Raw genomic sequence first — 23,567 nt, 5'->3', positions numbered from 1 at the left:
CACCGCAAGGGAGTTCGCTTTTTTTGTCGTGAAACGAAGGCGAGTCGGGTATGCTAAGAGAGAGACTGCTTTTAGGGAGGAATGATTGAATGGAAACGATTGATCCAAAAGACATCACCCGCATCGCCGTCGTCGGCGCCGGCTGGGTCGGTATCAGTTTCGCCTATCAACTGTCGATGGCGGCGCTCTGTGAAGAGCTCGTCTTGATCGACTCGAACCACGCCAAGGCCGAAGGGGAGGCGATGGACCTCAACCACGGCATCTCGTTCGCGCCGAGCCCGGTCCGCATTTGGGCAGGGGACTACTCGGACTGCCGTGACGCCGATATCGTCGTCATCACGGCCGGTGCCGCTCAAAAGCTCGGTCAGACCCAGATGGACCTGGCCGAACAAAACGCGGTCGTCGTCCGTGACGTCACGAAACAAATCATGGCGAGCGGGTTCGATGGCATCATCGTCGTCGCCACGAACCCGGTCAACGTCATGGCGCACGTCGCCTTTGAGGCGTCAGGTTTGCCAAAGCACCGCGTCATCGGTTCAGGTACGGTGCTTGACACGGCCCGTCTTCGTTATAAAGTCGGTGAGTACTTCGACTTGTCATCACGGAACTGCCACGTCTATTACATGGGCGAGCATGGCGCCGGGGGATTCGTCGCCTGGGACAATGCCCGCATTTACGGGAAGTCGATGAAGCAGTTACTTGAGGAGAATGAATCGTACCGCCAAGAAGATTTGGACGCCATCTATCAAGGGGTCCGCGATGCGGCGAATCAAATTATCGAATATAAGAGCGCGGCGTACTACGCGATTGGGCTCGGGCTCCTCCGGATCGTCCGCGCCATCGTCCGGAACGAGAACTCCGTCGTGACGATCGGTGCTCATCTCGACGGAGAATACGGTGCCTCTGGGCTCCATATCGGCGTACCGGCCTTAATCGATCGGACCGGTATCCGCCAAATCGTCGAGATCGAACTGACGGACGAGGAACAACAACAGTTCGACGCCTCGGTCGGACGGATTCGTCAAGCGATCGACAAGATTGAATCGAGTTCATAAAAAAAAGGCCCGGCTGCGATTGCAGCCGGGTTTGTCGTTACGAAGCCTTCTTCTCGGCGACGTCTTTCTTATAATATTTCTCGGACGTGAAGAACTCGGTCGTCAAGCGCTTCACTTCACCGCTCAACATCAAGACGGCGATCATGTTCGGGATGAGGATCATCGCGAGCATGAAGTCGAGGAAGTTCCAAATCATTTGGGCGCCGCCGATCGCACCGATGACGATCGAGGCGATATAGACGACTTTCATCAAGAATCCGGCCTTCAACCCGAACAAGTACTCGGCTTGGCGCGACCCGTAAAAGATGATGACGATGATCGTCGACAAGACGAAGAAGATGAGCGAGATCGTGACGAGCAGGCTACCCGTGTAACCGAAGTACTGTTGGAATGCGATCGTCGTCAGAGCGGCCGGGTCGTTCATGGCGCCGGCCTCTGTCCATACACCGGAAGACAAGACGACGAACGCCGTCGTGCTACAGATGATGAGCGTATCGATGACAATCCCGATCACGGCCCAGAAGCCTTGACGGACCGGATGATCCGTTTGGGCGGCCGCGTGGGCGATCGGTGCCGTCCCGAGTCCAGCTTCGTTCGAATACAGACCGCGGGCGAAGCCCCAACGAATCGTCTCGGCAATCGCGGCACCGGCGAAACCGCCAAGGGCAGCCATCGGTTGGAATGCGTACGAGAAGATGAGCCCGAGTACTTCCGGGATTTGCGAGAAGTTCATCAAGACGATGATGAACCCGGCACCTACATAGACGAGCGCCATCGCCGGGACGATGACCTCCGTCACTTTGGCGATCCGCTTCACTCCGCCGAAGACGACGAGCGCGACGAGTCCCGCGACGATGAGTCCGGTCACGAGCGTATTGCCGTCGAACGTCTCGCGGACGGCCGAACTGACGGCGTTCCCTTGGACCATGATACTCGGGATGAGTTCAATCATGAGGGCGAAGGCGAACCAAGAAGCGAGCCATTTCAACTTCAAGCCTTTGGCCATATAGTAGACGGGACCGCCGACAAATTCCCCGGCCTCGTTTTTCTCGCGGTAACGGACAGCGAGGACGCTCTCCGAGAACTTGATGGCCATCCCGACGACGGCGATGACCCACATCCAGAAGATGGCACCGGGACCACCGAACATGATGGCAGCCGGTACCCCGATGATATTGGCGGCACCGATCGTCGACGACAAGGCCGACGTGAGTGCTTGGCGAGGACTGATGTCGCCTTCGCCTTTTGGTTTTTTAAAGACACTGCCTAACGTTTGTTGCAATATGTATAGCGGGTATCGGAATTGGAAGAACCCTAAACGAATCGTCAAATAAAGTCCAGACAAGACAAGTAATGAGATGATTGGCACTCCCCATAGCCAATCCGAAAACGTCGTCACCATATTCACAAGTTGTTCCACATCACCACTCCTATCCATTATTTTACTTAAATATTATTTCCTAACTACAGCGTCATTAAACCTGTTATTTCACATACAAGGAGGAATACATGCATGAAACAAGCACAACATCTCATCGTATCGGGTCGTGTCCAAGGGGTCGGTTTCCGCTACTTCGCTCAAGCGACAGCGCTTGAATACGGCATCACGGGTTGGGTTCGGAACTTGAATGACGGGACGGTCGAACTTCAAATCGAAGGAGACGCGGAGAGACTCGAATCTTATAAACGTGCTTTATATGACGGCAATCGTTTTGTCGGGGTCGAACGCATCGAAGCCGAAGAGGCGACGATCGAATCCTTCCGGAAATTCGATATCCGTTATTGACCATTTCTCTCATAAAGAGCAATCCTTCCTCATTTACTCGCCGATAATTTGTAAAATGAGGGAACGGTTCCATATGAAAAATCCACATTTCAAAAAAATAAACATCATTTTTAAGGATAGGGTGGTCAAAAAAATGAAAGTGTGTATAATGAAATAGACCAAGCGCTTTATTGTCAGAAAATTTAGTCATTTGATTCATTGGGTAACATGGAAGGTATTACATGTATGTGGAGGTAGTTGTATGAAAAAATCGACATTATTCCCGTTAGCGTTCACGATTTTCGCATTATTCTTCGGGGCCGGGAACTTGCTGTTCCCACCGATGCTAGGTGCGATGGCAGGACAGAACCTCGTCCCAGCCCTAGTCGGCTTCGTCATTACCGGCGTCGGGCTACCATTACTCGCGCTCTTCGCAGTCGCGCGGGTCGGCGGTGGGTCTGACCAAATCGCTCGGTATATTCCGAAGCGTCTTGCTCTCGTCTTGACGGGATTAATGTACGTGGCAATCGGGCCGTTCTTCGGGATTCCTCGGACGGCAGCCGTCACGTATGAGATGGGAGTCGTACCGTTCCTCGGTGCGCCATCTACGCTCACGCTCGCAATCAGTTCAACTGTCTTCTTCGGATTAACGTTCTTCTTGACGTTACGCGCTCAAAAATTGATTGAAATCATCGGACGCATCATCACACCAATCCTCTTGCTCTTGCTTGCGGCAATCGGAATCACGAACCTCGTGGCTCCACTCGGGAAGCCGGTCGCACCAGCAGAAGGATATGAGACATGGATCGGTGCGCTCGGGGAAGGTTTCAAACAAGGTTACTTGACGATGGACGTCTTCGGCGCACTCGTCTTTGGTGCCATCGTGCTCGTCACGCTCAAAGCGAACGGTATGACAGACCAAAAAGAAGCGTCTTCGCTTCTCCGCTCGTCAGGCTTACTTGCCGTCACATGTTTGATGCTCGTCTATATCTCGCTCGGATCGATCGGAGCGAATATGACGGGTCAAACGGGGACGACAGATGGCGCAAGCTTGCTTCAAGCGTTCGCCGGTTCTTCATTCGGACAAGTCGGAATGCTCGCCCTTGGGGCAGCAGTCTTCCTCGCTTGTTTGACGACAGCAGTCGGACTCATCACTGAGTTCTCACGCTTCATCAGCAACACGTTCGAATCACTCAAGTATTATCAGGTCGTTATCGCGACGACGTTGTTCGGCTATCTCATCTCACTCGTCGGACTCGGTACGTTGATTCAAATCGCGGTACCGCTTCTCACGCTCTTGTACCCGGTCATGATCGCACTCGTTCTCGTGTCGATCACGGAACGGATTCAACGCAACCCTCACGTCGCCATGAAGGCGACAGTGTATACGGCCCTCGTGCTCTCGCTCTTTGAGACGACACACGGTTTGGCGCCGTCTGCTGCAACCGAATGGATCACGAACTTGCCGATGGCTGAGATCGGGCTCGCCTGGGCGGTTCCAACGTTGATCGTGTATGTGATCACGCTTTTCTTACCGAAACAACGTTCCAATCAATCACTCGCTCAATCACGCATCTCATAAGCAAGTGAACGAACACCCATCCTCTGGTCAAGGATGGGTGTTTTGCTGTCTTATCGTTTGCTCATTCCATTCATCAACAAGTAAAATGAAAGGATGAAAAGGAAGTGACATACATTGACGACTAAACAAAAGAAACAATTGGCGATTCTCATGTTGAACATGTTCATCGCTGTAGCAGGATTCGGGATCATCATTCCGATCATTCCTGATTATTTGAAGATGATCGGAGAAGGCGGCACTGCTGCCGGTCTCATGATCTCAGTCTTCGCAGGGGCCCAGTTGCTCATGTCGCCGATCGCCGGGAAATGGGCGGATGTTTACGGGCGCCGTCTGATGATTATTTTAGGTCTGATCGGTTTTACCGTCTCGATGGGCGTCTTTTACTTATCTGACAACCTGAGCGTCCTCTTGATTTCACGGGCGATCGGCGGCGTCGGGGCCGCGCTATTGATTCCGGCGATTTTCGCCTACGTGGCCGACATCACCACGCTCAAGCAACGGGCGAAAGGGAACAGTTATATTTCCGCGGCAATGTCGCTCGGGATCGTTATCGGACCGGGGATCGGTGGTTTCTTCGCTGAGTTTGGTTTGAAGGCGCCGCTTCTCTTGTCGGCGATCGTCTCGTTCGTCGCCGTCATCTCGTCGATCATTCTATTGAAGGAACCGGATCGAGAGCCATACGTTCAAACGATCGAGAGCGAGTCGTTGCCGCGCCAACTCGTGTCGTCGACACGGAAGCCGTATTTCTTCGTGCTCGTCATCAACTTGGTCATGGCGTTCGGTCTGATGGCGTATGAATCTGTCCTCGGCTTGTTCGTCAGTGAGACGTTCAGCGCGACACCGCAACAAATCGCGGTCATGATCACCGGGACAGGCATCGTCAGCGTCATCGTGCAGCTGTTCGCCGTCGACCGTCTCGTTTCATTGCTCGGTGAGATCAAAGTCGTGCTCATCTTCATCATGCTCGCCGCGCTCGGCTTCTTGTTCTCGCTGTTCGCCGGGTCTTACGCGATTTTCTTCGCCGTCACGTTGATTATCTTCTTGTCGACGTCGATTTTACGACCGGTATTGAATACGCTCGTGTCGAAGATGGCCGATAAGGAACAAGGGTTTGCGATGGGAATGAACAACGCCTACATGAGCATCGGCAATATCGTCGGCCCGACGCTCGCCGGGATCGCGTTTGATATCGATATGCGCTATCCGTTCGTGATGGGACTCGTCCTGTTGCTCGTGACGTTCGCCGGAACGTTGAACTGGTCGAAGCGGAAAGCGACGGCAACGTTCGAACAATGATGTAAGGAGGGAACATGATGATTTATGTCGGTGTGACGGGATGGGGCGACCACGATTTGCTCTATACGAACCCGGAAGAACGTAAACATAAACTGTCGACCTACGCGGGGCATTTTCCGACCGTCGAGATCGATTCCTCGTTTTATGCGATTCAACCTGTGAAGAACTATGAGAAGTGGAACCAGGAGACACCGGAAACGTTCCAGTTCGTCGTCAAAGTTTCCAGGGAAATGAGCGGACATGACCGCGAACCGAAATTACCGCTCGCCGAACTGTTCGAACGGTACCGGACCTCGGTCGAACCGTTGAAGCAGGCCGGAAAACTCCGGGCCGTGCTCGTCCAGCTGCCGCCGTGGTTTGACGTCTCAAAGCCTCATCTCGATTATTTGCGGACGATTCGCGACGAGTTGAAGGATTATGACATCGCGATCGAGTTCCGCAACCCGACTTGGTTCTCCGAGGCGTTCCGGGAGCGGACGCTCGCTTTCTTGACAGAACTTCGGTTCATCAACACGATCTGTGATGAGCCGCAGACGAAAGAGAGCAGCATCCCATTCGTGCCGGTCGTGACCAATCCGGAAGTGGCTGTCGTGCGCTTACACGGCCGTAACACGGCTGGCTGGCTTAGAAAACCAGGAATGACGAGCCAAGAGTGGCGTCATGTACGTTGTCTGTATCGTTACAGTGAAGACGAACTGCAAGAGATCGCGGCGGCGCTCAAACAAGTCGACGCAGCGGCGAAGTCGGTGTACGTCTACTTCAACAACAACTCGGCCGGAGACGCGGTACCGAACGCCAAACGGTTGATCGAGATCCTCGGTGCCGAATATGAGCTCGCCCCGAGACAAATCAGCCTGTTCTAGGAAGGGGAATCGTCTTGAGAACGATCACGATGTATCATTATAATGACTTACATTCGAAATTTCATAACTGGCCGCGTCTCGTCTCGTTTTTGAACGAGCACCGGACAGAAGAGACGCTCGTCTTCGATCTCGGCGACCATGCCGACCGGACCCATCCGGCGACGGAAGTGACGCGGGGACAAGTGAACGTCCGCCTGCTCAATCGCGTCCAACCGACGGCGGTCACGATTGGGAACAACGAAGGTATCACGTTCCCGCATGACTGGCTCGCCCATCTATACGAAGAAGCGGAGTTTCCGGTGTTGCTCGCGAACATCTATCATGCGGATGGCACAAGACCCGATTGGGCGACGGAGACGCTCGTTGTCGAACGAGACGGACTCCGCATCGGGCTATTCGGTGTGACGGCACCGTATGAAGAACTTTATCCGGAACTCGGTTGGGCCATCGAAGCGCCACATGAGGCGACGAAACGTGCGCTTGAAACACTCCGAGACTGTGATATCGTCATCGCCCTCAGCCACCTCGGTTTTTATGCAGATGAGCGGCTCGCCGAAGCATTTCCGGAAATCGATGTCATCCTCGGGGCCCATACCCATCACGTGCTCGATGATGGGGTCGTCACGAACGGTGTCTTGATCGCCCAGGCCGGCAAATACGGGCAATACGTCGGGGAAGTGGAACTCACCCTCGATGGGAACCGAGTCATCGAGAAGCGGGCCAGTTTGCATGACTTAACGGAACGAGAGACAGATGAAGCGACGGTTTCGACCTTACAAGAAGAATACAGCCAAGCCGAGCGGCTGCTCGACGTGACCATCGCTGACACGCCGGGTTATCCGAGCGACTGGTTCGGCCCATCTGCCCTCGGTGAACTGTTGGCAGGCGGGCTGGCGGACTGGTGTGACGCTGAAGTGAGCGTGATCCCGGCAGGCGTCCTATTGGAAGGGTTATTGCCGGGGCACGTCACGCTCAATATGCTTCACCGCATCTGTCCGCATCCGATCAACCCTTGTCTGCTCTCGCTGGACGGAGCCACGCTGATCCGTTTTTTAAACGATGTCCAAGAAGAAACGTTCACGACGATGCATGTCCGCGGCCTCGGGTTTCGCGGAACGGTGCTTGGCGCCCCGATTGTCCACGGACTCGAGTTGAGGCATGGTCGCTATTACGTCCACGGTCAGGAAGTCGAGCTCGATGAGACGTATCGCGTCGCCACGGTCGACATGTTCACGTTCGGTCCGCTCCTTCCTTACTTGGCCGACCAGACGAAGCGTTACTTCATGCCAGAACTGCTCCGTGATGTGTTGCGGGAAACGATTGTGACACGCCATAATGCCATCCGAAAAGGATAGGGGCGGGGCCGGTCGGCATGATATGATAGGAGAGTGGAGGTGTGAAACATGATTAGAGTGAATCGCCACGGCTATACCGTCATCGAAGAAAAACGGGACGGTTTTGACGAGGAGGCATTCATCGCACGCTATAGCGACGTGCTCGATAAGTATGATTATATCGTCGGGGACTGGGGTCACGGACAACTTCGGTTGAAAGGATTTTATGAGACAAAATCCAAGTTCGCGACATATGACAACCGGATCGACCATGTGATGGATTACGTGTATGAATACTGTAACTTTGGGTGCCCGTTCTTCGTGCTCAAGAAAGAGACGGAAATCGATGAGGCGGAAGACGGTCCGGTCTTCGGCGGCACGAAACAACCGCTCAAACTGAAACGCAAATTCAATAAATCGGAAGAAGCTGAGCCTTCGACCGGCACATGACGCGCTGATGACATCAGCGCTTTTTTTGTTACATTTATTTTCCAAATGTTTCTTTTAGGTGAAAAGACGGTGTGACAGGTTTAGGGGTGGGAAAATTGTGATAACTTATATTTATAGCAATTGTTTCTGTTCGGGTTTTGGAAGTGAGGTGGAAGTATGCAACACGTACAAACGGCGACCGTCGGTGACCGCGATGACGTCCACAACCGAATTCATAACTTCGGTCTGGGCTTACTTGCGATGTTGTTCTTCGGGTTAGGGAGTATCATGACGTTTTACTTCACGGCCGCAGTCCTTCTCTATGAGGTTGTCCACGTATTGCTGATCCGCCGCTTTGAATATCGTCAGGCGTTTCTGAGAAGCCGTCTATTTAAAATCATTTCGTTGGCGGCAGTGGCCACAGGTGTGCTCTTATTTATTTTATCGATGTCACAGTTTTTCATGGGCAATGTGATGTATTGAGGGGGAGGGAAAAAAACCTTTTCCCTTTTTTCGTGGTTTTTTGAAACTTTTCTGGAGGCGATGACGTACACTTAGGAAAGACCTCACAAAAAGGATGATGAAAAATGACTGCACAGTTAAAACAACATGCACAAAAAATGTTAACCGGAAAGCGTTGGCTGATGGCCGGGCTATTAATTTTATTCGTCGTCTTGAACGGGATTCCACAATCGTTCGCGCCGCCTGTCCCTGTAGACCCAGAGGCGATACCGACAGCGGCTGACACGGGACTTACGTTCTTGTCGCTTCTTCTCACTTTGTTGATTGCACCGCTCACAATTGGATGGGCGTGGCTCGTCCTTTCCGTTTCACGCGGCGAGCGGCCAGGCGTCTCAAAGTTGTTCGAGCCATTTAAAACGGGCTACGTCAAGCACGTGCTCGCCCCGTTCTTCATGGGATTGTTCATTTTCTTATGGACGTTGCTCCTCGTGATCCCGGGAATCATCAAAGGGTTCTCGTACTCACTGACGTATTACATTTTACGGGACCAACCGGAACTATCGGCCCTTGAGGCGATCACAGAATCACGCCGCATGATGGATGGGCATAAGATGGACGCGTTCAAACTTGTCCTCTCATTCATCGGTTGGTTCTTCGTCGGGGTGTTCACGCTCGGAATCGGTTTCTTGTACGTCTACCCGTACTTCACGACGACGTACGCGACGTTCTACGACTCGATTCGTCAAGCGGAACGACCACAGACAAACCATGCCGGAACGGATTTCGAACAAGGATTCTAAACGAAAACCTCCGCTCATCGAGAGCGGAGGTTTTATTATGCGTTGATTTCTTGTTTTTGGAGGTATGGCTTGAGTGACAACGTGTGCTCGGCGACGACTTTACGAATCGTCTTCGTTTTCGAGCGCATGACGAGCGACGTCGTTTCGACGATATCGTCCGTCAAGAATTTGACGCCGTCGAGCAGTTCGCCTGACGTGACGCCTGTCGCCGCAAAGATGCAGTCATCGCTCTTGACGAGGTCGTCGATTGTGAGCAATTGGAGCGGGTCTTCGATGCCCATCGAGATGACGCGCGCCGTCTCTTCTTCGTTCATCGGGTGAAGGCGTGCCTGCATGTCGCCACCGAGCGCTTTGACGGCCGCTGCCGTGATGACGCCTTCCGGGGCGCCGCCCGTGCTGATAAAGATGTCAATCGGATTTGATTTGACGGCTGCCGCGATTCCCGCCGAGACGTCTCCGTCTTCGAACAGCTTGACGCGAGCGCCCATGTTCATCGCCGCTTGACGCAAGTGCTCATGGCGATCACGGTCTTGCATGATGACCGTGACTTCTTCGATACGCTTGCCGTTATAGAGGGCTGCCTTCTCGATGATCGATTCGAGCGGTTCGTCGAGCGAGACTTTCCCTTTCAAATTCGGTCCGACGACGAGTTTATCCATATACATATCCGGTGCGTGGAGGAGGGCGCCCTTATCGGCGACCGCGATGACGACCATGGCATCGCCGAGCCCTTTGGCGACGATTGACGTCCCTTCGAGCGGGTCGACCGCGATGTCGACTTCCGGCCCAAACGTCGTGCCGAGACGTTCACCGATATAGAGCATCGGTGCCTCATCGAGCTCGCCTTCACCAATCACGACGGTGGCGTCCATATTGACCGTCCCGAGGACTTCACGCATTGCTGACGTGGCTGCGTCGTCTGCTTCGTTCTTTTGACCACGACCGATCCATTTTGACGAAGCAAGTGCTGCTGCCTCAGTTGCTCGTACGATCTCTAGCGCTAATTCTCGTTCCATAGTGTTGTACCCTCCACGTGATGTCTATTTAATGTGTCATACTATTTATTGTGTTAATCCGTGGATTAGTGTATCACAATCGGATAAATGATGTAAATAGGTGAGATTCTTTTCTCGAACGAGAAAAAGGATTACTATAGGAGGCAGGGGGGATTCCGATGTATTTTGTGAACAGAGAAAAGATTAGCGAGACGTTGGCCCATATGGAGACGATGCTCGGTCGACTTGATCAACTAGAGGGGGACGCCTTCACGGTCGAACTGGCGAAACAGCGGTTGGCCGTCCATTTGATGGAAGGCGTGATTGATGTCGGCAATTCGATGATTGATGGCTTCATCATGCGCGACCCGGGCAGTTATGAGGACATCGTCGATATTTTGCTCGATGAACGCGTGCTCGATGCCGAGACGGCAGTAGCCGCAAAAGCGCTCGTGGCGCTGCGGGCTCATTACGTCCGGGAGTTCGTCACGGCAGACTCGGACCGATTCGACGCTTGGGTCGAGCGCTATAGAGCGACGTTCGAGGCATTCCCAGAGCAGGTCCGGCATTATATCGAAGTGGAACTTGGACCTGTATCAGCATTTCTACCAGAAAGCGAGTGATTGGATGGATCCGATTAAAGGATACTTATTTGACTTAGACGGCACGATTTATGCGGGGACAGCCCCGATTCAAGCAGCGGTCGATTTCGTGAATCGACTCGAAGCAACGGGCTTCCCGTACTTGTTCGTCACGAACAACGCGTCGATGACGCCGAAACAAGTGGCAGATAAGCTCGTCTCGATGGGTGTACATGTCACACCGGAGCACGTATTGACGAGCGCGATGGCGACGGCCCGTTACATCGAGAAGATGACGCCGGGCGCGACGGTTTACATGATTGGGGAAGACGGCTTGCGTTTAGCGCTTGAAGAACGCGGCTTCCACGTGACGGAAGAGGCGAAGGCGGACTATGTCGTCATCGGGCTCGACCGCCATATCACTTACGAGAAGTTGGCGAAAGGCGCACTCGCGATTCGTTCCGGTGCCCGCTTCATCTCGACGAACGGCGATATCGCCATCCCGACCGAACGTGGCTTTTTGCCTGGGAACGGGGCGCTCACATCCGTCTTGGCTGTGACGACAGAAAAAGATCCATTCTTCATCGGGAAACCGGAACCGGTCATGGTCGATATCGCCCTTGAGATGATCGGTCTCACAAAAGAAGAGGTCGTCATGGTCGGCGATAACTATCATACCGACATCTTGTTCGGAATCAACGGTGGACTCCGGACGCTTCATGTCAATTCGGGCGTACACGGTCCGGCCTTTATCCAAGAACAAGAAAAGCTCCCGACCTATATGGTCGAAAGCTTAGATGAATGGACGCATGCATGAAAAAAAGGGATGACTCACGTCTCCCTTTTTGTTTAGAATACTTGTTCGACTTCAACGATGCCAGGTACTTCTTCGATGAGCGCACGCTCAATCCCGGCTTTCAAAGTGATGGTTGAAGATGGGCAGCTGCCGCATGCACCCATCAAACGAAGTTTGACGATGCCTTCTTCCACGTCTACGAGTTCGACGTCACCGCCGTCGCGAAGCAAGAACGGGCGTAATTTATCGAGTACTTCTTGGACTTGATCAAACATTTCCATGGTATCTACCCCTTTCTGGTTCCCTTTCATTCTAGCAAGTTTGAGATTGTTTCTCAATCATTAACGCTGAGCGTTTTGTGACGATGTCACTTCTTGAATTTTGTATAATAGGAGAGAACAGGGGGAATGGACATGAAAATCACGGTATATGGGGCTGAGGTGCAGTGTGCGAGCTGCGTCGGGGCACCTAGCTCGATCGAGACATATGAATGGTTGCAAAGTGCGCTTGCCCGGAAATATCCGGATCAGGCGTTCGAGTTCGAGTACATCGATTTCGAGACGGCTGACGACGACATCGCTGAGGCGATCAAGCAAGACGAGTGGTTTTATCCGCTTGTCCTCTTGAATGGGGAAGTCGTGGATGAAGGGGTCGTCCAGTTACGAAAAGTCTACTCGGCCATCGAGCAGACGACAGCATGAAAAGAGTCGAGCGACGATTGTCGTTCGACTCTTGTTCGTTACAGAAGGCGGAACGATGACGTCGCCGAACCAGCCGTGTAGCCAGTGAGCGTCGCATCAGCCTTCACTTGGTACGTGCCGCGCTGTGATGAAGAACTTGTCGAGAGCGTGAACGTGATGGCGCCTGTCGAACTTGTCTTGCCTGTCCCTGTGAGCGTCGTGCCGTAAGGTTGTGTGACCGTCACACGGACGTCGGCGTTTGCGACCGGTTGGCCGTTCGCGTCCCGCACCGTCGATGAGATCGATACTTGCTCACCCGCGTAATAAGTCGACTTCGATGTCGATACTGTCGTCGCGAGTGCTTGAACAGGTTGTGACGTCCCACCAGACGTTGGAGCTTGGACGAGTCCGTTTCCGAACCAGGCGTCGCGTCCAACCGCGCCAAGGTCGATCGAGTCTTGTGACAGTTTTGAGCGGAGTTGTGCGCTCGACAACGTCGGGAACGCTTGCTTCATGAGAGCGAGGTTACCAGCGACGTACGGAGTCGCCATCGATGTCCCGCTCATTTGGCCGTATCCGCCAGTTGCGAGTGTCGAGTTGATGCTCACGCCTGGTGCCGCGACTTCGACCGTGCTGCCTGTAGCCGAGAATGAGGCGCGATTGTTGTTGATGTCCGTCGCTGCGACAGCGATGGCCGAGCTGTATCGGGCCGGGTAGTTGACGAGGTCGCCCGATCCGTCGGTGCGTCCGTTGTTACCGGCTGCCGCGACGACGAGGATGCCAGCATTGTTGGCACGGTCGACGACTTGTTGGAGCGTTGAGGATGGACTCGTCGTCCCGAGACTCAAGTTGATGACGTCCATATCGTTCGTGATTGACCAATCGATCCCGGCGATAATACTCGATAGGCTACCGCTACCGTTCGCCTCGAGTGCCTTGACGGCGTAAATGCTCGCCTCGTGGGCAATCCCGACGGTCCCAATGCTGTTGTTACGGGCCCCGATGATACCAGCGACGTGCGTCCCGTGACCGTTGTCATCCGCGTACGAGCTCGTGACCGTGCTGAATGAGGCACCGCCCGAAATCGTCAAATCAGGATGCGGCGAGATCCCCGTATCGACGACCGATACTTTCACGCCTTTCCCGGTGTATCCGCTCTGCCAAGCCGATGGGGCTTTCAACTTCGGGATGCCCCAGTCCTGGGTCTGGTTCTCGATTTGTACCGTTTGATCGACTTCCACGTGGGCGACGTGCGGGTTGTTCTTCAGTCCGTTCAGTGCGGCTTTCGGTACTTCAAGCGCTGCGGCTGGAATGTTTTTGTACTGTTAGCGAACTTCCATGCCTTCGATTGAGAGCGGGATGTTCTTCGCTGACTCTTTGAAGACGACGATGACGCGTTCTTTCGATTTGTTGGGAGCAGCTTCCGCGGCTTCCGGGACGGTTGACAAGACGAGCAATGAGGCGAGGACGGTGCTACAGATTTTTTTCAACTTGTTTCCTCCTTCGAGTTATGTAGGCGAGGTGACACGAAGTCGTTCGGCCGTGACCCTAGAGTAACAAGTTTTGCCAACGGGTAGAATATGTCAATCGAATCAATAATCTGAATATTTAGATAAGGATACAGGGGATTCAGATACAAGACTTTTGGCTCAACACGACGGTGGCTGAACGACAAATGGATTGCTTTACACTAAAAAGGATCGACCGAGATGGCCGACCCAGGCATGTTATTTAATGACTTTATGTTTCCAAAGAATTCCGGACTTGAGCAATCGCGCGACTTTTCCGGTGAGCGATTGCTTGCCCATGAAGACGCCGAATCCGGCCTTCTTCCCAAGCGATCCTAACGTGCCTCGGAGTTTGATATCCGGCAAATCCGGATACCCGACACCTTTCCATTTACAGAGTAGCACTTGGACGATCTGTTCGGCCTGCGCTTCCGCGAGCTGACCCGAAGGTGCATACGGCAGGCTGGCGTTGTCCCCGACGACGAAGATGTCGGGCTGTTCCGGGACGTAGTGGTGTGGTGTCAATTTGACACGTCCACCCCCATCGAGTTCCCAACCTTGGTTGCGGACGACGGCGACCGGTTGAATCCCGGCGGTCCACACCGTCAAATCAGAAGCGAAGTGCTGTTCATGGTTCCATAACCCATCGGCGTCGACCCGGACGATGTTCGAGTTGTTGATGACTTCGACACCATGTTCCTCGAACCAAGACTGGACATACATCGAGACTCGGTTTGATAGGAACGATAGGACGGACGGGCCGCGGTCGAACAAACGGACCGTCAAGTCGGGACGACTCTCGCGCAGCTCGCTGGCGAGCTCGACACCGGACAGGCCGGCACCGACGATCGAGACGACCGATCCCGGAGATAGGCCGTTGATTGCTTGTTGGGTCTTTCGTGATTCTTCTAACGTTTGGATGCTGTACGTGAACTCGGCGGCACCGGGTACGTTATGGTACTTGTCCTCGCAACCGAGGCCGATGACGAGGTCGTCGTACGGCACTTTTTCCCCGCTCGCGAGCAGGACCATTTTGTCCCCCGTATCGATATCGGTGACTTGGCCGTATATGTAGTCGACCTCTTCTGGAAAATCGATGCGGATGTCACGATCCGACACGGTCCCCGCCGCAAGTGCATAATACTCTGTTTTTAATCCATGGTAAGGTAGACGGTCGATGAGTGTGATCGATACGTCCTTCAGCTGATGGCCGAGGACACGTTCGATTACACGCATACCCCCGTAACCGCCTCCCAAGACGACTAATTTGCGCATAAAAATCCCCCTTTGTTACACTTCAACTGTATCATGTTATAATACGCCGTAGAAGAACCATTTTCCTGCTTTGAAGGAAAGGGGAAGGGTGAATGACATGATGAATCCGATCATTGAGTTCTGTGCCTCCAATTTAGCGATGGGTTCACAAATCGCCCGCGCCAAATTAGAGTCCGATCCAGACTTAGACGTCGTCGAATATGGCTGTACGGGCTACTGCGGCGTCTGTTCGCTTGACTTGTTTTGTCTCGTCGATGGTGAGGTCGTGACCGGGGATACACCGGAACAACTCGTGACGAATGTATATGAAAAAATTGAAGAAATGGCATGGTGAAAAAGTTTGAAGGACCTTCAAACTTTTTTTATTTTGACCGTTTTGACCCGTTGCATTTTTAAAAAGGGTCTGTTATATTCAAAGAGGTTCGAATGTAGGTTGTCTGACGTTTAACAACAGAAAAAGAAAGCGTTTCAAACGGTAGGACACATCTCGATTCGGGTATATCACATTATCAGGTTTCCCCAATATGAAAGGAGCACAACACCAATGAATATCATGAGCGTGGTTGGTATTTTGGCACTAATTGGAATCGCTTACATCTTCTCGACCAACCGTAAAGCCATCAAATGGCGCACCGTACTTGCCGCTTTCGCGGTACAGTTTACGTTCGCCTTCCTCGTCCTCTTCACTACAGTAGGACGTAACGCGTTAGAATGGATCTCAGGAGGCGTCCAGAACGTCTTGAACACGGCGAACGCCGGGATTAGTTTCGTCTTCGGTACAGCTGTCGGCGGAGACAACTTCGTCTTCGCGTTCCAAGTGTTGACGATTATCGTCTTCATGTCGTCACTCATCGCACTTCTCTACTATGTAGGTGTCATGCAGTGGGTGATCCGTATCCTCGGTACGGCTCTCGCCAAAGCACTTGGCACGTCACGTAAAGAGTCGCTCTCAGCGACAGCGAACATCTTCGTCGGTCAGACGGAAGCACCGCTCGTCATCAAACCTTACCTTCCAACGATGACGCAATCGGAACTCTTCGCTGTCATGGTCGGTGGTCTCGCCTCGGTTGCCGGTTCAGTTCTTGCTGGATACGCTGCTCTTGGTGTACCGCTCGAGTACTTGCTCGCAGCGAGCTTCATGGCTGCTCCTGCTGGTCTCATGTTCGCGAAAATCATCGTCCCGGAAACAGACGTACCGGATGATGATATCGAAATCGCTGAAGATGAAGAGAACAAGGCAGCGAACTTCGTCGATGCAGCCGCTCGCGGTGCCTCTGACGGTCTCTTCCTTGCATTGAACGTCGGTGCGATGCTTCTCGCCTTCGTTTCATTGATCGCGCTCGTTAACTTGATTCTCGGTGGAATCGGTGGCTTGTTCGGTTTCGACGGTCTCACGCTTCAATTGATTCTTGGTTATGTGTTCGCACCGCTCGCATTCGTGATCGGTGTGCCATGGGCAGATGCTGTTCAATTCGGTAGCTTCCTCGGACAAAAACTCGTGTTGAACGAATTCGTCGCTTTCTCTGAATTCGCACCAATCATCGGTTCTGGTGACCTCTCGGCACGTACGGAAGCTATGATCGCGTTCGCACTCTGTGGATTCGCCAACATCTCATCACTCGCCATCCTTCTCGGTGGTCTTGGTGGAATGGCGCCGAACCGTCGGAACGACATCGCGCGCATGGGTGTCCTCGCGATTCTCGCAGGTACGCTTGCCAACTTGATGTCAGCGACACTCGCTGGTCTTCTTCTCTAATCAAACACGGTATACTCAGAGTGATCACTTCGGTGGTCACTCTTTTTCGTTGCGACGTTTATGAATGAACAGCAAAAAACCGACCGTAAGGCGGTCGGTTTCACTAGTGTTTATCATCCCTGACGAGGTATATCCACTTCTTGGAGTCTCGGCCAAGTGGCTTGCCAATTCTTCTTACTGATCCGGGCTCGATAAATATGATGGTGTGAAGAGTCGTTCGCAAAGGCCGGGGTCGGTCGTAACTGTAGTTTGACTATGTCGTCAATACCGTAAGGGGCGGCCAGCTTCAAGCGTCCGCCCGCATCAAGACTGACACCGATGGCCGTGACCGTCTCAGGGAAATGGGCCAAGGCGTCGACCGCAGATTGATACGGTGGCAATTGATTGACCAGATGCATGCGGGCCTGGTTTTTGACCGACCAAGGGACGTTCGGTAACAGGTCGTGCAGTTGTGCCTCATACTGTTTTTCAATCGCCTCGTCGATGTGAGATCGGTCAAAGTAGATGACATCGACGTCCTCGGTCGGCGTCGGTACTTCGTAGCCGTGCGCGTCATCCCATATTTTTGCCCGCACGTATCCGGCACAAATCCACCAATCGGGTAAACCGAGCGAAGCGACGATTGTCAACAGATGCATCAGTTCCACATCAGTCTCTAAAAAATGGGTCACATCTTCAGTCGTGTTCAATCCATCTCCTCCTATTCTCTCATTAGCATAGCGTACCTATACAAAAAGCACCTAGACTGATGTCCAGGTGCTTTACGTTTAAGCTTGAAGTTGCATGCGCTGGCGTTCGATCCACGGCTTCAATTTGAGGAAGAGTGGGACGAACAAGGCGCTGATCAACAACGCTTTAATGAGGTTGAACGGCAAGATACCGTATAGGACGAGGTCCGTTTTGACAGCCGGTTGTGCCATCTCGGTCATGCCGAAGAAGAACGCGTAGGCTGGTAAGATGAGCAAATAGTTCAAGATCGCCAAGCTGAGTGCCATCGTGATCGTACCGGCCACGAGGCCTGAAGCGAGCGCTTTATTCGTTTTACGTTTATGGTAGAACCATGCGACCGGATACATGAAGGCGACACCTGCAAAGAAGTTCGCGACTTCGCCGACCGGAACGCCGCCACCGTTGAAGACATAGTAGAGGACATTTTTTAGAGCGACGACCACGACGCCTGCGAGTGGGGAGAACACGATCCCGGCGACGAGCGCGGGAATGTCACTGAAATCCACTTTTAGGAACGGTGGTAGGAAAGGCAGCGGGAAGTTAAAGAGCATGAGGACAAAAGAAATGGCCCCGAGCATCGATAGCGTCACCAGTGTTGTCAATCGTTTGTTGCGCGTTGTTTTCATCAAAATCTCTCCTTTTGTCGCTCCTTGATGAATGGCACCCGTCGCATAGAAAAACCCGATTGTATCAAACAATCGGGAGAGTTTACGCGCATACGAAATAGATGTTCTCATCGGTGTTTAGACCACGCCGAAGAAAACATCCGGATATCGGTCGGATGCCGCCATCTTCTCCCATCCAGACTTTACTGTCGGCTTTCGAATCTCACGAAATCAGCAAGCAACGCCTTGCTCGCTCACGGGCTGAGAAGAACTAGTCTTCAATACCGCCGGTCGGGAATTTCACCCTGCCCCGAAGATGGAACGATTTAATTTTTTTTGTTACAGTTTAGTTATACAAGATATTTCACAAAATCTCAAGTCAGTTGACTTGAAGTTAAGATAACGAAGGAGGAGTTCAGATGATTCATTTGACAGAATCAGCCGCATTACAAGTCATCGATATGATGAAACAGACCGAACGCCCCGACGACCAATACTTGCGGATCAAAGTGCAAGGGGGCGGGTGTACCGGCCTGTCTTACGGGATGGGGTTTGATGAGGATAAGACAGACAAGGACGTTCAGTTTGACCACTATGGTGTCCGTGTCATCGTCGCGGAAGCCGATCACGGGGTCGTCGACGGTCTCGAGATTGACTATAAGCAGTCGATGCTCGGAGGCGGCTTCACGATTAAAAATCCGAACGCCATCGCCACGTGCGGTTGCGGCTCGAGTTTCCGGACGGCATCGAACGCCGGGACACCTGGGGATTGCTAAACGAAAGGCCAATCATGTCTCATGATTGGCCTTTTTTGTATTCAGTCTGTCTCTTCAATCAGAATTAATCGAATGAGTTTCGAAGCCGCGTCTAACTCGATTTGATGTTGCCAAGGACGAAACGCTGTGATTTTACACGTGTCGTTCGTGATGCGGAACGAACAGACGCTCTCTTCCTCTTGGTCAAGGACCGAGTAACGACTGAAATCCGATAAGCTTTGGTAAATGGCATATTGTGTCGGTAATTCACACGACCATCCTTTTTCTAATGTGATTTGATGCATGCGTCTCGCCTCTTTCTTCTCTATATATATAAGAATAACAAAAATATTCAAGGATGTGGAAGATTAGTCGAGAGGATGCAAGGGAAAATGAAAAGAGATGTCATTTCATGTAGGAGGGGCAGGGACGATGAGAAAAGTATTGATTTTCGGTGGCTCACGCTATTTTGGAAAGCGGTTGGCACTTCGGTTGGCGGAAGCCGGTGACGATGTGACGATTGTGACGCGTGGACAACTGCAAGTACCCGAGGCGGAGGGCATCCGGTCGATCAAAGGGGACCGGCAGTCGGTGGCGACGATGAAAGATTTGTCACGCGACCATTACGACCTCGTCTATGACAATATTTGCTTTAACCCGTACCAGGCAAAGATCGCCTCGGACGCTTTCATGGACCAAGTCGGTAAATATGTGCTCACGTCGACGATGTCGGTTTATGCGCCAGGCGCCGAGTTGAAAGAAAGTGATTTCAATCCGCTCCATCATGACTATCATCTCGAATCCGAACATGATTACGGGCAAGGGAAGCGAGAGGCTGAATCTTATTTCTTCCATCGCGCCTCGTTCCCGGTCGCGACGGTCCGCTTGCCGATCGTGCTCGGACCCGACGACTATACAGACCGTCTCAAGTTTTATATCGACGCCGTCCGACGGGAAGAGCCGATCGTGCTGCATCACCCGGAAGCGAAGATGGGGTTCATCTCAAGTTTTGAGGCGGCCGCCTTTCTAGAATGGGTCGGTCGGGCGAACGTGACCGGGCCGTTCAACGCGGCGAGTGAAGGAGTCATCTCGCTCGGGGCACTCATGGAACGGATCGGCCATCACTTAAATAAACCGGTCCAGATCATCAAAGATGGCGAGTCATCGCCGTACGATACGGACGTCGACTATTATATGTCGATCGCCGAGGCGAAAAAGGCCGGTTTCGTCTTCACTCAACTCGACGACTGGCTCGACCGGGTCATTGTGCAAACAATCCGCAAATGAAAAATGGCCCTCATCGTGAAGATGGGGGCCACATCATTATTTCCCGGCAAATACCGAAGTCGAATGTTGCGGGTGACGCGCTGTCGGGTCGACGAGCTGCTTCACTTGGTTGATGGCGATTGGGGCTTCACCGAAGCCTGTCGCAATCAATTTCACTTTTCCTTCATAAGTCGCGATGTCACCACAGGCGAAGATGCCGGCGACCGTCGTCTCCATGCGTGAGTCGACGCGGATTGTGTTCTTCTCGAACTCCATGCCCCAGTTTTTGATTGGGCCGAGCGATGAGACGAAACCGTAGTTACAGATGAGGTCGTCGATTTCGACGAATTTCGATTCGCCGTCTTTGTCCGTCAATTCGACCGACTCGATGTGTGTCTCACCTGAAAGTGACTCAATGTTATATGGTGTCCAGACGTTGATCGTTGAGGCCTTCATTTGCTCGACCGTATGCTCGTGGGCACGGAAGCGGTCACGGCGGTGAACGATATGGACTTCCTTCGCAATTCCTTCGAGCATGAGCGCCCAGTCGACAGCCGAGTCACCGCCGCCGGCGATCATGACGCGGCGGTCGCGGAATTTCTCCATGTTGTCGACGAAGTAATGAAGGTTGGCATAGTCTTCACAACCATCGAGACCGAGTGGTCGTGCGGCGAATGCCCCGTTCCCGGCCGTGATGATGATGGCTTTCGTATGGTACTCATCCTTGTTCGTCGTAATCTGGAACGTGCCGTCTTCAAGACGTTCGACCGTCTCGACCGTCTCCCCGAGGCGATAGTCCTGCTCGAACTGATCGGCTTGGGCTTTTAATTGGTCAATCAAATCTTGGGCTTTCACTTTCGGGAAGCCGGCGATGTCGTAAATATATTTTTCTGGATACAGTGTCGATAATTGTCCGCCGAGCTGCGGCAAACTTTCAATCAACGCCGTATCGAGTTGGCGCATACCTGCATAAAATGCGGTGAACAGTCCGACCGGGCCGCCACCGATGATGATCACATCTTTCGTCGATTTCATCGAATTCCTCCTCAAAACGTATACATCCATTATAGTGACAATCGTGAATTAAATCCATTCTGTACAAACATCCTATACATTCAAAAAAAATTCAAGAAGATAAGCTTTTCCATTGAGAAAACGAAATAAACAGCGTACAATGAACGAGAAGCAATTGTGAACATTGGTTGAACAAGGTTTAGGCTTTATTGTGAACATTCATGTGAAAAAACACACAACATGATTGTTCAAGAAAACAAAACTATCAAAACAAGGTGGAAATGAACATGAAACGACCTAACATTGTTATTCTTGGCGCAGGTTTCGGTGGACTCATCACAGCGGTGAACCTCCAGAAGACGCTCTCAGCTGGCGACGCGAACATCACGCTCATCAACAAGCATGATTACCATTACCAGACGACGTGGCTCCATGAACCAGCGGCCGGAACGATGAAACCGGAGCAAGCTCGTATCTACATCAACGACGTTGTGAACCCGTCACGCGTGAAATTTGTCAAAGGGATCGTCGATCGCGTCGATACTACGGCTAAACAAGTACTCCTCGCAGACGGCTCGACTGTTGAATATGATTATGTCGTGTTCGCACTCGGCGGCATTCCAGAAACATTCGGAATCCCAGGCCTCAAAGAGAACGCGATGACAATCAGTTCATTGAACAGCGTCCGTAAAATCAAAGAACATATCGAATACTCATTCGCACAATACAAGACGAACGGGTCGGCTGACCGCTCGTACGTGACAATCGTCGTCGGCGGCGCAGGTTTCACAGGCATCGAGTTCCTCGGTGAGCTCGTCAACCGTGTCCCTGAGCTTTGCAAACAGTATGACGTGCCACGTGAAGCGGTTCGCATCGTGAACATCGAGGCGGCTCCGACCGTCCTTCCTGGTTTCGACCCAGAACTTACGACGTATGCACAGAAATGGCTCGAGCGTAACGGTGTCGAGATGAAACTCGGCAACGGCATCAAAGGCGTTGAGCCTGGCGTCGTCACGTTCGGTCCGCTTCAAGGCGACACGACGGAGACGATCGCAGCGAACACGATCCTTTGGACAGGTGGCGTGAGCGGTAGCCCGATTATCGAGAAATCTGGTTTTGAAGCGGTCCGCAACCGTGTCATGGTCGAGGCGGACAACCGTGCCCCTGGTCACGACAACGTCTTCATCATCGGTGACTGCTCGGCTGTCATGGATCCGGTCTCAAACCGTCCATACCCGCCGACTGCTCAAATCGCGACGCAACAAGCGCACAACGTAGCGAAAAACATCGCGGCGCTCATCAACGGAAAATCGACTTCGAAATTCACGTATGAGAGCAAAGGGACAGTCGCTTCACTTGGCCATAACGACGGCATCGGCATCGTCATGGGCAAAAAGATCTTCGGTCGCAACGCTTCATTCATGAAGAAAGTGATCGACAACAAACACTTCATCGAATTGAAGAAGTACGGTCTCGTCCTCAAAAAAGGTAAATTCTAAGCAATATGACCAAGTAGCCCGCTCATCCGAACGGGCTACTTTTTTTGATGACGCCTCATGGTTCACCTTTGACCTAAGAGAGGGCGATTCGGTATAATAGACAACGGGAAAAGGGGGCAATCGCATGCATATCATCCAGGCTGTCATTGGGGCGATTCTTTATTTGGTCATCTTCTTCAGCATCGGCTTCATTTTGAACATGCTACTTAAAAAAACATGGACGCTCGTGTTCATCTATCCGATTTTCGTCATTATGATGATTGATAACGTCAAGCTCTCGAGTTACATCACGGAGACATCGACCGCGCTCGCCAACGTTTACGAACGGGTGCTCGGACTTCAGTTTTTGGATGTGTTCATGCTTGGTTTCGGACTGCTCGGTGCGATTTTGGCCGGCGTCACGATCCGCTACTTGCGTAAGAGTGGTTACTCAATGTTTTAAAGACGGCAGAAATGTTCGTCTTTTTTGTTTTCTGCCTACTTTTTTAGAAGGCGAACCGATATACTAGATAAGATAACGAT

The 23,567-nt window shown here is 52.4% G+C and carries 28 protein-coding genes and 1 riboswitch; of the genes, 18 read left to right on the top strand and 10 right to left on the bottom strand.

Annotated features, from left to right (window positions below; all coding sequences use genetic code 11):
* The first annotated feature begins 89 nt into the window (after positions 1 to 89).
* Positions 90 to 1,055 carry an L-lactate dehydrogenase gene (locus tag KNP78_RS01840; RefSeq protein WP_034778438.1) on the top strand — a complete coding sequence of 322 codons (966 nt, stop codon included), beginning with the start codon at positions 90 to 92 and terminating at the stop codon, positions 1,053 to 1,055.
* Between the two features lie 37 nt (positions 1,056 to 1,092).
* Here the strand turns inward: KNP78_RS01840 and KNP78_RS01835 are convergent, their stop codons facing one another.
* On the bottom strand, positions 1,093 to 2,493 hold the full coding sequence (locus KNP78_RS01835; protein WP_251128404.1) for an alanine/glycine:cation symporter family protein: 1,401 nt from the start codon (positions 2,491 to 2,493) through the stop codon (positions 1,093 to 1,095).
* A 75-nt stretch (positions 2,494 to 2,568) separates the two neighbouring features.
* On the opposite strand from KNP78_RS01835, the gene KNP78_RS01830 reads away from it, so the two are divergent.
* The 8 genes from KNP78_RS01830 (at position 2,569) to KNP78_RS01795 (ending at position 9,586) form a co-directional block, all read left to right on the top strand.
* Positions 2,569 to 2,841, top strand: coding sequence for an acylphosphatase (locus tag KNP78_RS01830; protein ID WP_034778432.1), 273 nt, complete (start codon positions 2,569 to 2,571; stop codon positions 2,839 to 2,841).
* Between the two features lie 241 nt (positions 2,842 to 3,082).
* Entirely contained in the window at positions 3,083 to 4,402 is a 1,320-nt protein-coding gene (gene brnQ, locus KNP78_RS01825; protein WP_034778429.1) for a branched-chain amino acid transport system II carrier protein, read from the top strand.
* A 114-nt stretch (positions 4,403 to 4,516) separates the two neighbouring features.
* Positions 4,517 to 5,698, top strand: coding sequence for an MFS transporter (locus KNP78_RS01820; protein WP_214823179.1), 1,182 nt, complete (start codon positions 4,517 to 4,519; stop codon positions 5,696 to 5,698).
* 17 nt (positions 5,699 to 5,715) lie between these two features.
* Positions 5,716 to 6,561: a DUF72 domain-containing protein gene (locus tag KNP78_RS01815; RefSeq protein ID WP_214823178.1), complete on the top strand. Its 846-nt coding sequence runs from the start codon at positions 5,716 to 5,718 to the stop codon at positions 6,559 to 6,561.
* Positions 6,562 to 6,575: 14 nt separating this feature from the next.
* The gene (locus KNP78_RS01810; protein WP_251128403.1) at positions 6,576 to 7,916 is read left to right on the top strand and encodes a bifunctional metallophosphatase/5'-nucleotidase; all 1,341 of its coding nucleotides are present in this window, start codon (positions 6,576 to 6,578) and stop codon (positions 7,914 to 7,916) included.
* Positions 7,917 to 7,964: 48 nt separating this feature from the next.
* The gene (locus tag KNP78_RS01805) at positions 7,965 to 8,345 is read left to right on the top strand and encodes a YutD family protein (protein ID WP_021065508.1); all 381 of its coding nucleotides are present in this window, start codon (positions 7,965 to 7,967) and stop codon (positions 8,343 to 8,345) included.
* 156 nt (positions 8,346 to 8,501) lie between these two features.
* Positions 8,502 to 8,807, top strand: a complete 306-nt coding sequence (locus tag KNP78_RS01800) for a hypothetical protein (protein ID WP_034778423.1) — start codon at positions 8,502 to 8,504, stop codon at positions 8,805 to 8,807.
* 104 nt (positions 8,808 to 8,911) lie between these two features.
* Positions 8,912 to 9,586 (top strand): DUF975 family protein, encoded by a 675-nt coding sequence (locus tag KNP78_RS01795; RefSeq protein ID WP_034778418.1) that lies wholly within the window; start codon positions 8,912 to 8,914, stop codon positions 9,584 to 9,586.
* 35 nt (positions 9,587 to 9,621) lie between these two features.
* Here KNP78_RS01795 and glpX read toward each other — a convergent pair whose 3' ends face one another.
* Positions 9,622 to 10,602 carry a class II fructose-bisphosphatase gene (glpX, locus tag KNP78_RS01790; RefSeq protein ID WP_214753000.1) on the bottom strand — a complete coding sequence of 327 codons (981 nt, stop codon included), beginning with the start codon at positions 10,600 to 10,602 and terminating at the stop codon, positions 9,622 to 9,624.
* A gap of 158 nt (positions 10,603 to 10,760) precedes the next feature.
* Between glpX and KNP78_RS01785 the strand changes: the two genes are divergently transcribed.
* Entirely contained in the window at positions 10,761 to 11,204 is a 444-nt protein-coding gene (locus tag KNP78_RS01785) for a DUF86 domain-containing protein (protein ID WP_214797322.1), read from the top strand.
* Between the two features lie 4 nt (positions 11,205 to 11,208).
* Positions 11,209 to 11,979: a TIGR01457 family HAD-type hydrolase gene (locus KNP78_RS01780; protein WP_034778404.1), complete on the top strand. Its 771-nt coding sequence runs from the start codon at positions 11,209 to 11,211 to the stop codon at positions 11,977 to 11,979.
* A gap of 32 nt (positions 11,980 to 12,011) precedes the next feature.
* Here the strand turns inward: KNP78_RS01780 and KNP78_RS01775 are convergent, their stop codons facing one another.
* A complete protein-coding gene (locus KNP78_RS01775; protein WP_232819607.1) occupies positions 12,012 to 12,269 on the bottom strand; it encodes a NifU family protein in 258 nt (85 codons plus the stop codon).
* 96 nt (positions 12,270 to 12,365) lie between these two features.
* Between KNP78_RS01775 and KNP78_RS01770 the strand changes: the two genes are divergently transcribed.
* Entirely contained in the window at positions 12,366 to 12,659 is a 294-nt protein-coding gene (locus tag KNP78_RS01770) for a DUF1462 family protein (RefSeq protein WP_138859124.1), read from the top strand.
* A gap of 38 nt (positions 12,660 to 12,697) precedes the next feature.
* On the opposite strand, the gene KNP78_RS01765 is transcribed toward KNP78_RS01770, so the two are convergent.
* The 3 genes from KNP78_RS01765 to KNP78_RS01760 all read right to left on the bottom strand — a co-directional run bounded on the left by KNP78_RS01765 (position 12,698) and on the right by KNP78_RS01760 (position 15,421).
* A complete protein-coding gene (locus KNP78_RS01765; protein ID WP_371819153.1) occupies positions 12,698 to 13,879 on the bottom strand; it encodes a S8 family peptidase in 1,182 nt (393 codons plus the stop codon).
* 84 nt (positions 13,880 to 13,963) lie between these two features.
* The gene (locus tag KNP78_RS15670) at positions 13,964 to 14,128 is read right to left on the bottom strand and encodes a hypothetical protein (RefSeq protein ID WP_251128402.1); all 165 of its coding nucleotides are present in this window, start codon (positions 14,126 to 14,128) and stop codon (positions 13,964 to 13,966) included.
* Positions 14,129 to 14,365: 237 nt separating this feature from the next.
* Positions 14,366 to 15,421 carry an NAD(P)/FAD-dependent oxidoreductase gene (locus KNP78_RS01760; RefSeq protein WP_034778394.1) on the bottom strand — a complete coding sequence of 352 codons (1,056 nt, stop codon included), beginning with the start codon at positions 15,419 to 15,421 and terminating at the stop codon, positions 14,366 to 14,368.
* A gap of 97 nt (positions 15,422 to 15,518) precedes the next feature.
* Between KNP78_RS01760 and KNP78_RS01755 the strand changes: the two genes are divergently transcribed.
* Together KNP78_RS01755 and KNP78_RS01750 are read left to right on the top strand one after the other, a co-directional pair.
* Complete coding sequence (locus KNP78_RS01755) at positions 15,519 to 15,755, top strand: YuzB family protein (protein ID WP_021065517.1); 237 nt, start codon at positions 15,519 to 15,521, stop codon at positions 15,753 to 15,755.
* A gap of 210 nt (positions 15,756 to 15,965) precedes the next feature.
* The gene (locus tag KNP78_RS01750; protein WP_029595115.1) at positions 15,966 to 17,177 is read left to right on the top strand and encodes a NupC/NupG family nucleoside CNT transporter; all 1,212 of its coding nucleotides are present in this window, start codon (positions 15,966 to 15,968) and stop codon (positions 17,175 to 17,177) included.
* A 113-nt stretch (positions 17,178 to 17,290) separates the two neighbouring features.
* On the opposite strand, the gene KNP78_RS01745 is transcribed toward KNP78_RS01750, so the two are convergent.
* Both KNP78_RS01745 and KNP78_RS01740 read right to left on the bottom strand, forming a co-directional pair.
* The gene (locus tag KNP78_RS01745; protein WP_214823229.1) at positions 17,291 to 17,815 is read right to left on the bottom strand and encodes a nucleotidyltransferase family protein; all 525 of its coding nucleotides are present in this window, start codon (positions 17,813 to 17,815) and stop codon (positions 17,291 to 17,293) included.
* Positions 17,816 to 17,944: 129 nt separating this feature from the next.
* Positions 17,945 to 18,532: an ECF transporter S component gene (locus KNP78_RS01740; RefSeq protein ID WP_031199812.1), complete on the bottom strand. Its 588-nt coding sequence runs from the start codon at positions 18,530 to 18,532 to the stop codon at positions 17,945 to 17,947.
* A gap of 159 nt (positions 18,533 to 18,691) precedes the next feature.
* Positions 18,692 to 18,833: riboswitch (FMN riboswitch) on the bottom strand.
* A gap of 97 nt (positions 18,834 to 18,930) precedes the next feature.
* Here KNP78_RS01740 and KNP78_RS01735 point away from each other — a divergent pair.
* Positions 18,931 to 19,287 (top strand): HesB/IscA family protein, encoded by a 357-nt coding sequence (locus KNP78_RS01735; protein WP_029595119.1) that lies wholly within the window; start codon positions 18,931 to 18,933, stop codon positions 19,285 to 19,287.
* Between the two features lie 41 nt (positions 19,288 to 19,328).
* Here the strand turns inward: KNP78_RS01735 and KNP78_RS01730 are convergent, their stop codons facing one another.
* Positions 19,329 to 19,571, bottom strand: coding sequence for a hypothetical protein (locus KNP78_RS01730; protein ID WP_029595120.1), 243 nt, complete (start codon positions 19,569 to 19,571; stop codon positions 19,329 to 19,331).
* A 127-nt stretch (positions 19,572 to 19,698) separates the two neighbouring features.
* On the opposite strand from KNP78_RS01730, the gene KNP78_RS01725 reads away from it, so the two are divergent.
* A complete protein-coding gene (locus KNP78_RS01725; protein ID WP_034778376.1) occupies positions 19,699 to 20,553 on the top strand; it encodes an NAD-dependent epimerase/dehydratase family protein in 855 nt (284 codons plus the stop codon).
* A 36-nt stretch (positions 20,554 to 20,589) separates the two neighbouring features.
* On the opposite strand, the gene KNP78_RS01720 is transcribed toward KNP78_RS01725, so the two are convergent.
* Entirely contained in the window at positions 20,590 to 21,567 is a 978-nt protein-coding gene (locus tag KNP78_RS01720; RefSeq protein WP_034778371.1) for an NAD(P)/FAD-dependent oxidoreductase, read from the bottom strand.
* A 266-nt stretch (positions 21,568 to 21,833) separates the two neighbouring features.
* On the opposite strand from KNP78_RS01720, the gene KNP78_RS01715 reads away from it, so the two are divergent.
* Positions 21,834 to 23,045: an NAD(P)/FAD-dependent oxidoreductase gene (locus KNP78_RS01715; protein ID WP_214706576.1), complete on the top strand. Its 1,212-nt coding sequence runs from the start codon at positions 21,834 to 21,836 to the stop codon at positions 23,043 to 23,045.
* A gap of 124 nt (positions 23,046 to 23,169) precedes the next feature.
* A complete protein-coding gene (locus KNP78_RS01710) occupies positions 23,170 to 23,487 on the top strand; it encodes a YuiB family protein (RefSeq protein WP_021065526.1) in 318 nt (105 codons plus the stop codon).
* The last annotated feature ends 80 nt before the right edge of the window (positions 23,488 to 23,567 follow it).

This window comes from Exiguobacterium sp. s28, from assembly GCF_018618135.1.
Classification (GTDB): domain Bacteria; phylum Bacillota; class Bacilli; order Exiguobacteriales; family Exiguobacteriaceae; genus Exiguobacterium; species Exiguobacterium mexicanum_A.
This window is presented reverse-complemented; position numbering and strand designations above follow the sequence as displayed.

What these genes read in the sequence shown, in the direction of transcription:
- KNP78_RS01840 (WP_034778438.1), top strand. Translation starts at nt 90, where the DNA reads ATGGAAACGATTGATCCAAAAGACATCACCCGCATCGCCGTCGTCGGC.
- KNP78_RS01835 (WP_251128404.1), bottom strand. Translation starts at nt 2,493, where the DNA reads ATGGATAGGAGTGGTGATGTGGAACAACTTGTGAATATGGTGACGACG.
- KNP78_RS01830 (WP_034778432.1), top strand. Translation starts at nt 2,569, where the DNA reads ATGAAACAAGCACAACATCTCATCGTATCGGGTCGTGTCCAAGGGGTC.
- brnQ (WP_034778429.1), top strand. Translation starts at nt 3,083, where the DNA reads ATGAAAAAATCGACATTATTCCCGTTAGCGTTCACGATTTTCGCATTA.
- KNP78_RS01815 (WP_214823178.1), top strand. Translation starts at nt 5,716, where the DNA reads ATGATTTATGTCGGTGTGACGGGATGGGGCGACCACGATTTGCTCTAT.
- KNP78_RS01805 (WP_021065508.1), top strand. Translation starts at nt 7,965, where the DNA reads ATGATTAGAGTGAATCGCCACGGCTATACCGTCATCGAAGAAAAACGG.
- KNP78_RS01800 (WP_034778423.1), top strand. Translation starts at nt 8,502, where the DNA reads ATGCAACACGTACAAACGGCGACCGTCGGTGACCGCGATGACGTCCAC.
- KNP78_RS01795 (WP_034778418.1), top strand. Translation starts at nt 8,912, where the DNA reads ATGACTGCACAGTTAAAACAACATGCACAAAAAATGTTAACCGGAAAG.
- glpX (WP_214753000.1), bottom strand. Translation starts at nt 10,602, where the DNA reads ATGGAACGAGAATTAGCGCTAGAGATCGTACGAGCAACTGAGGCAGCA.
- KNP78_RS01785 (WP_214797322.1), top strand. Translation starts at nt 10,761, where the DNA reads ATGTATTTTGTGAACAGAGAAAAGATTAGCGAGACGTTGGCCCATATG.
- KNP78_RS01780 (WP_034778404.1), top strand. Translation starts at nt 11,209, where the DNA reads ATGGATCCGATTAAAGGATACTTATTTGACTTAGACGGCACGATTTAT.
- KNP78_RS01775 (WP_232819607.1), bottom strand. Translation starts at nt 12,269, where the DNA reads ATGAAAGGGAACCAGAAAGGGGTAGATACCATGGAAATGTTTGATCAA.
- KNP78_RS01770 (WP_138859124.1), top strand. Translation starts at nt 12,366, where the DNA reads ATGGACATGAAAATCACGGTATATGGGGCTGAGGTGCAGTGTGCGAGC.
- KNP78_RS01760 (WP_034778394.1), bottom strand. Translation starts at nt 15,421, where the DNA reads ATGCGCAAATTAGTCGTCTTGGGAGGCGGTTACGGGGGTATGCGTGTA.
- KNP78_RS01755 (WP_021065517.1), top strand. Translation starts at nt 15,519, where the DNA reads ATGATGAATCCGATCATTGAGTTCTGTGCCTCCAATTTAGCGATGGGT.
- KNP78_RS01750 (WP_029595115.1), top strand. Translation starts at nt 15,966, where the DNA reads ATGAATATCATGAGCGTGGTTGGTATTTTGGCACTAATTGGAATCGCT.
- KNP78_RS01745 (WP_214823229.1), bottom strand. Translation starts at nt 17,815, where the DNA reads ATGCATCTGTTGACAATCGTCGCTTCGCTCGGTTTACCCGATTGGTGG.
- KNP78_RS01740 (WP_031199812.1), bottom strand. Translation starts at nt 18,532, where the DNA reads ATGAAAACAACGCGCAACAAACGATTGACAACACTGGTGACGCTATCG.
- KNP78_RS01735 (WP_029595119.1), top strand. Translation starts at nt 18,931, where the DNA reads ATGATTCATTTGACAGAATCAGCCGCATTACAAGTCATCGATATGATG.
- KNP78_RS01730 (WP_029595120.1), bottom strand. Translation starts at nt 19,571, where the DNA reads ATGCATCAAATCACATTAGAAAAAGGATGGTCGTGTGAATTACCGACA.
- KNP78_RS01725 (WP_034778376.1), top strand. Translation starts at nt 19,699, where the DNA reads ATGAGAAAAGTATTGATTTTCGGTGGCTCACGCTATTTTGGAAAGCGG.
- KNP78_RS01720 (WP_034778371.1), bottom strand. Translation starts at nt 21,567, where the DNA reads ATGAAATCGACGAAAGATGTGATCATCATCGGTGGCGGCCCGGTCGGA.
- KNP78_RS01715 (WP_214706576.1), top strand. Translation starts at nt 21,834, where the DNA reads ATGAAACGACCTAACATTGTTATTCTTGGCGCAGGTTTCGGTGGACTC.
- KNP78_RS01710 (WP_021065526.1), top strand. Translation starts at nt 23,170, where the DNA reads ATGCATATCATCCAGGCTGTCATTGGGGCGATTCTTTATTTGGTCATC.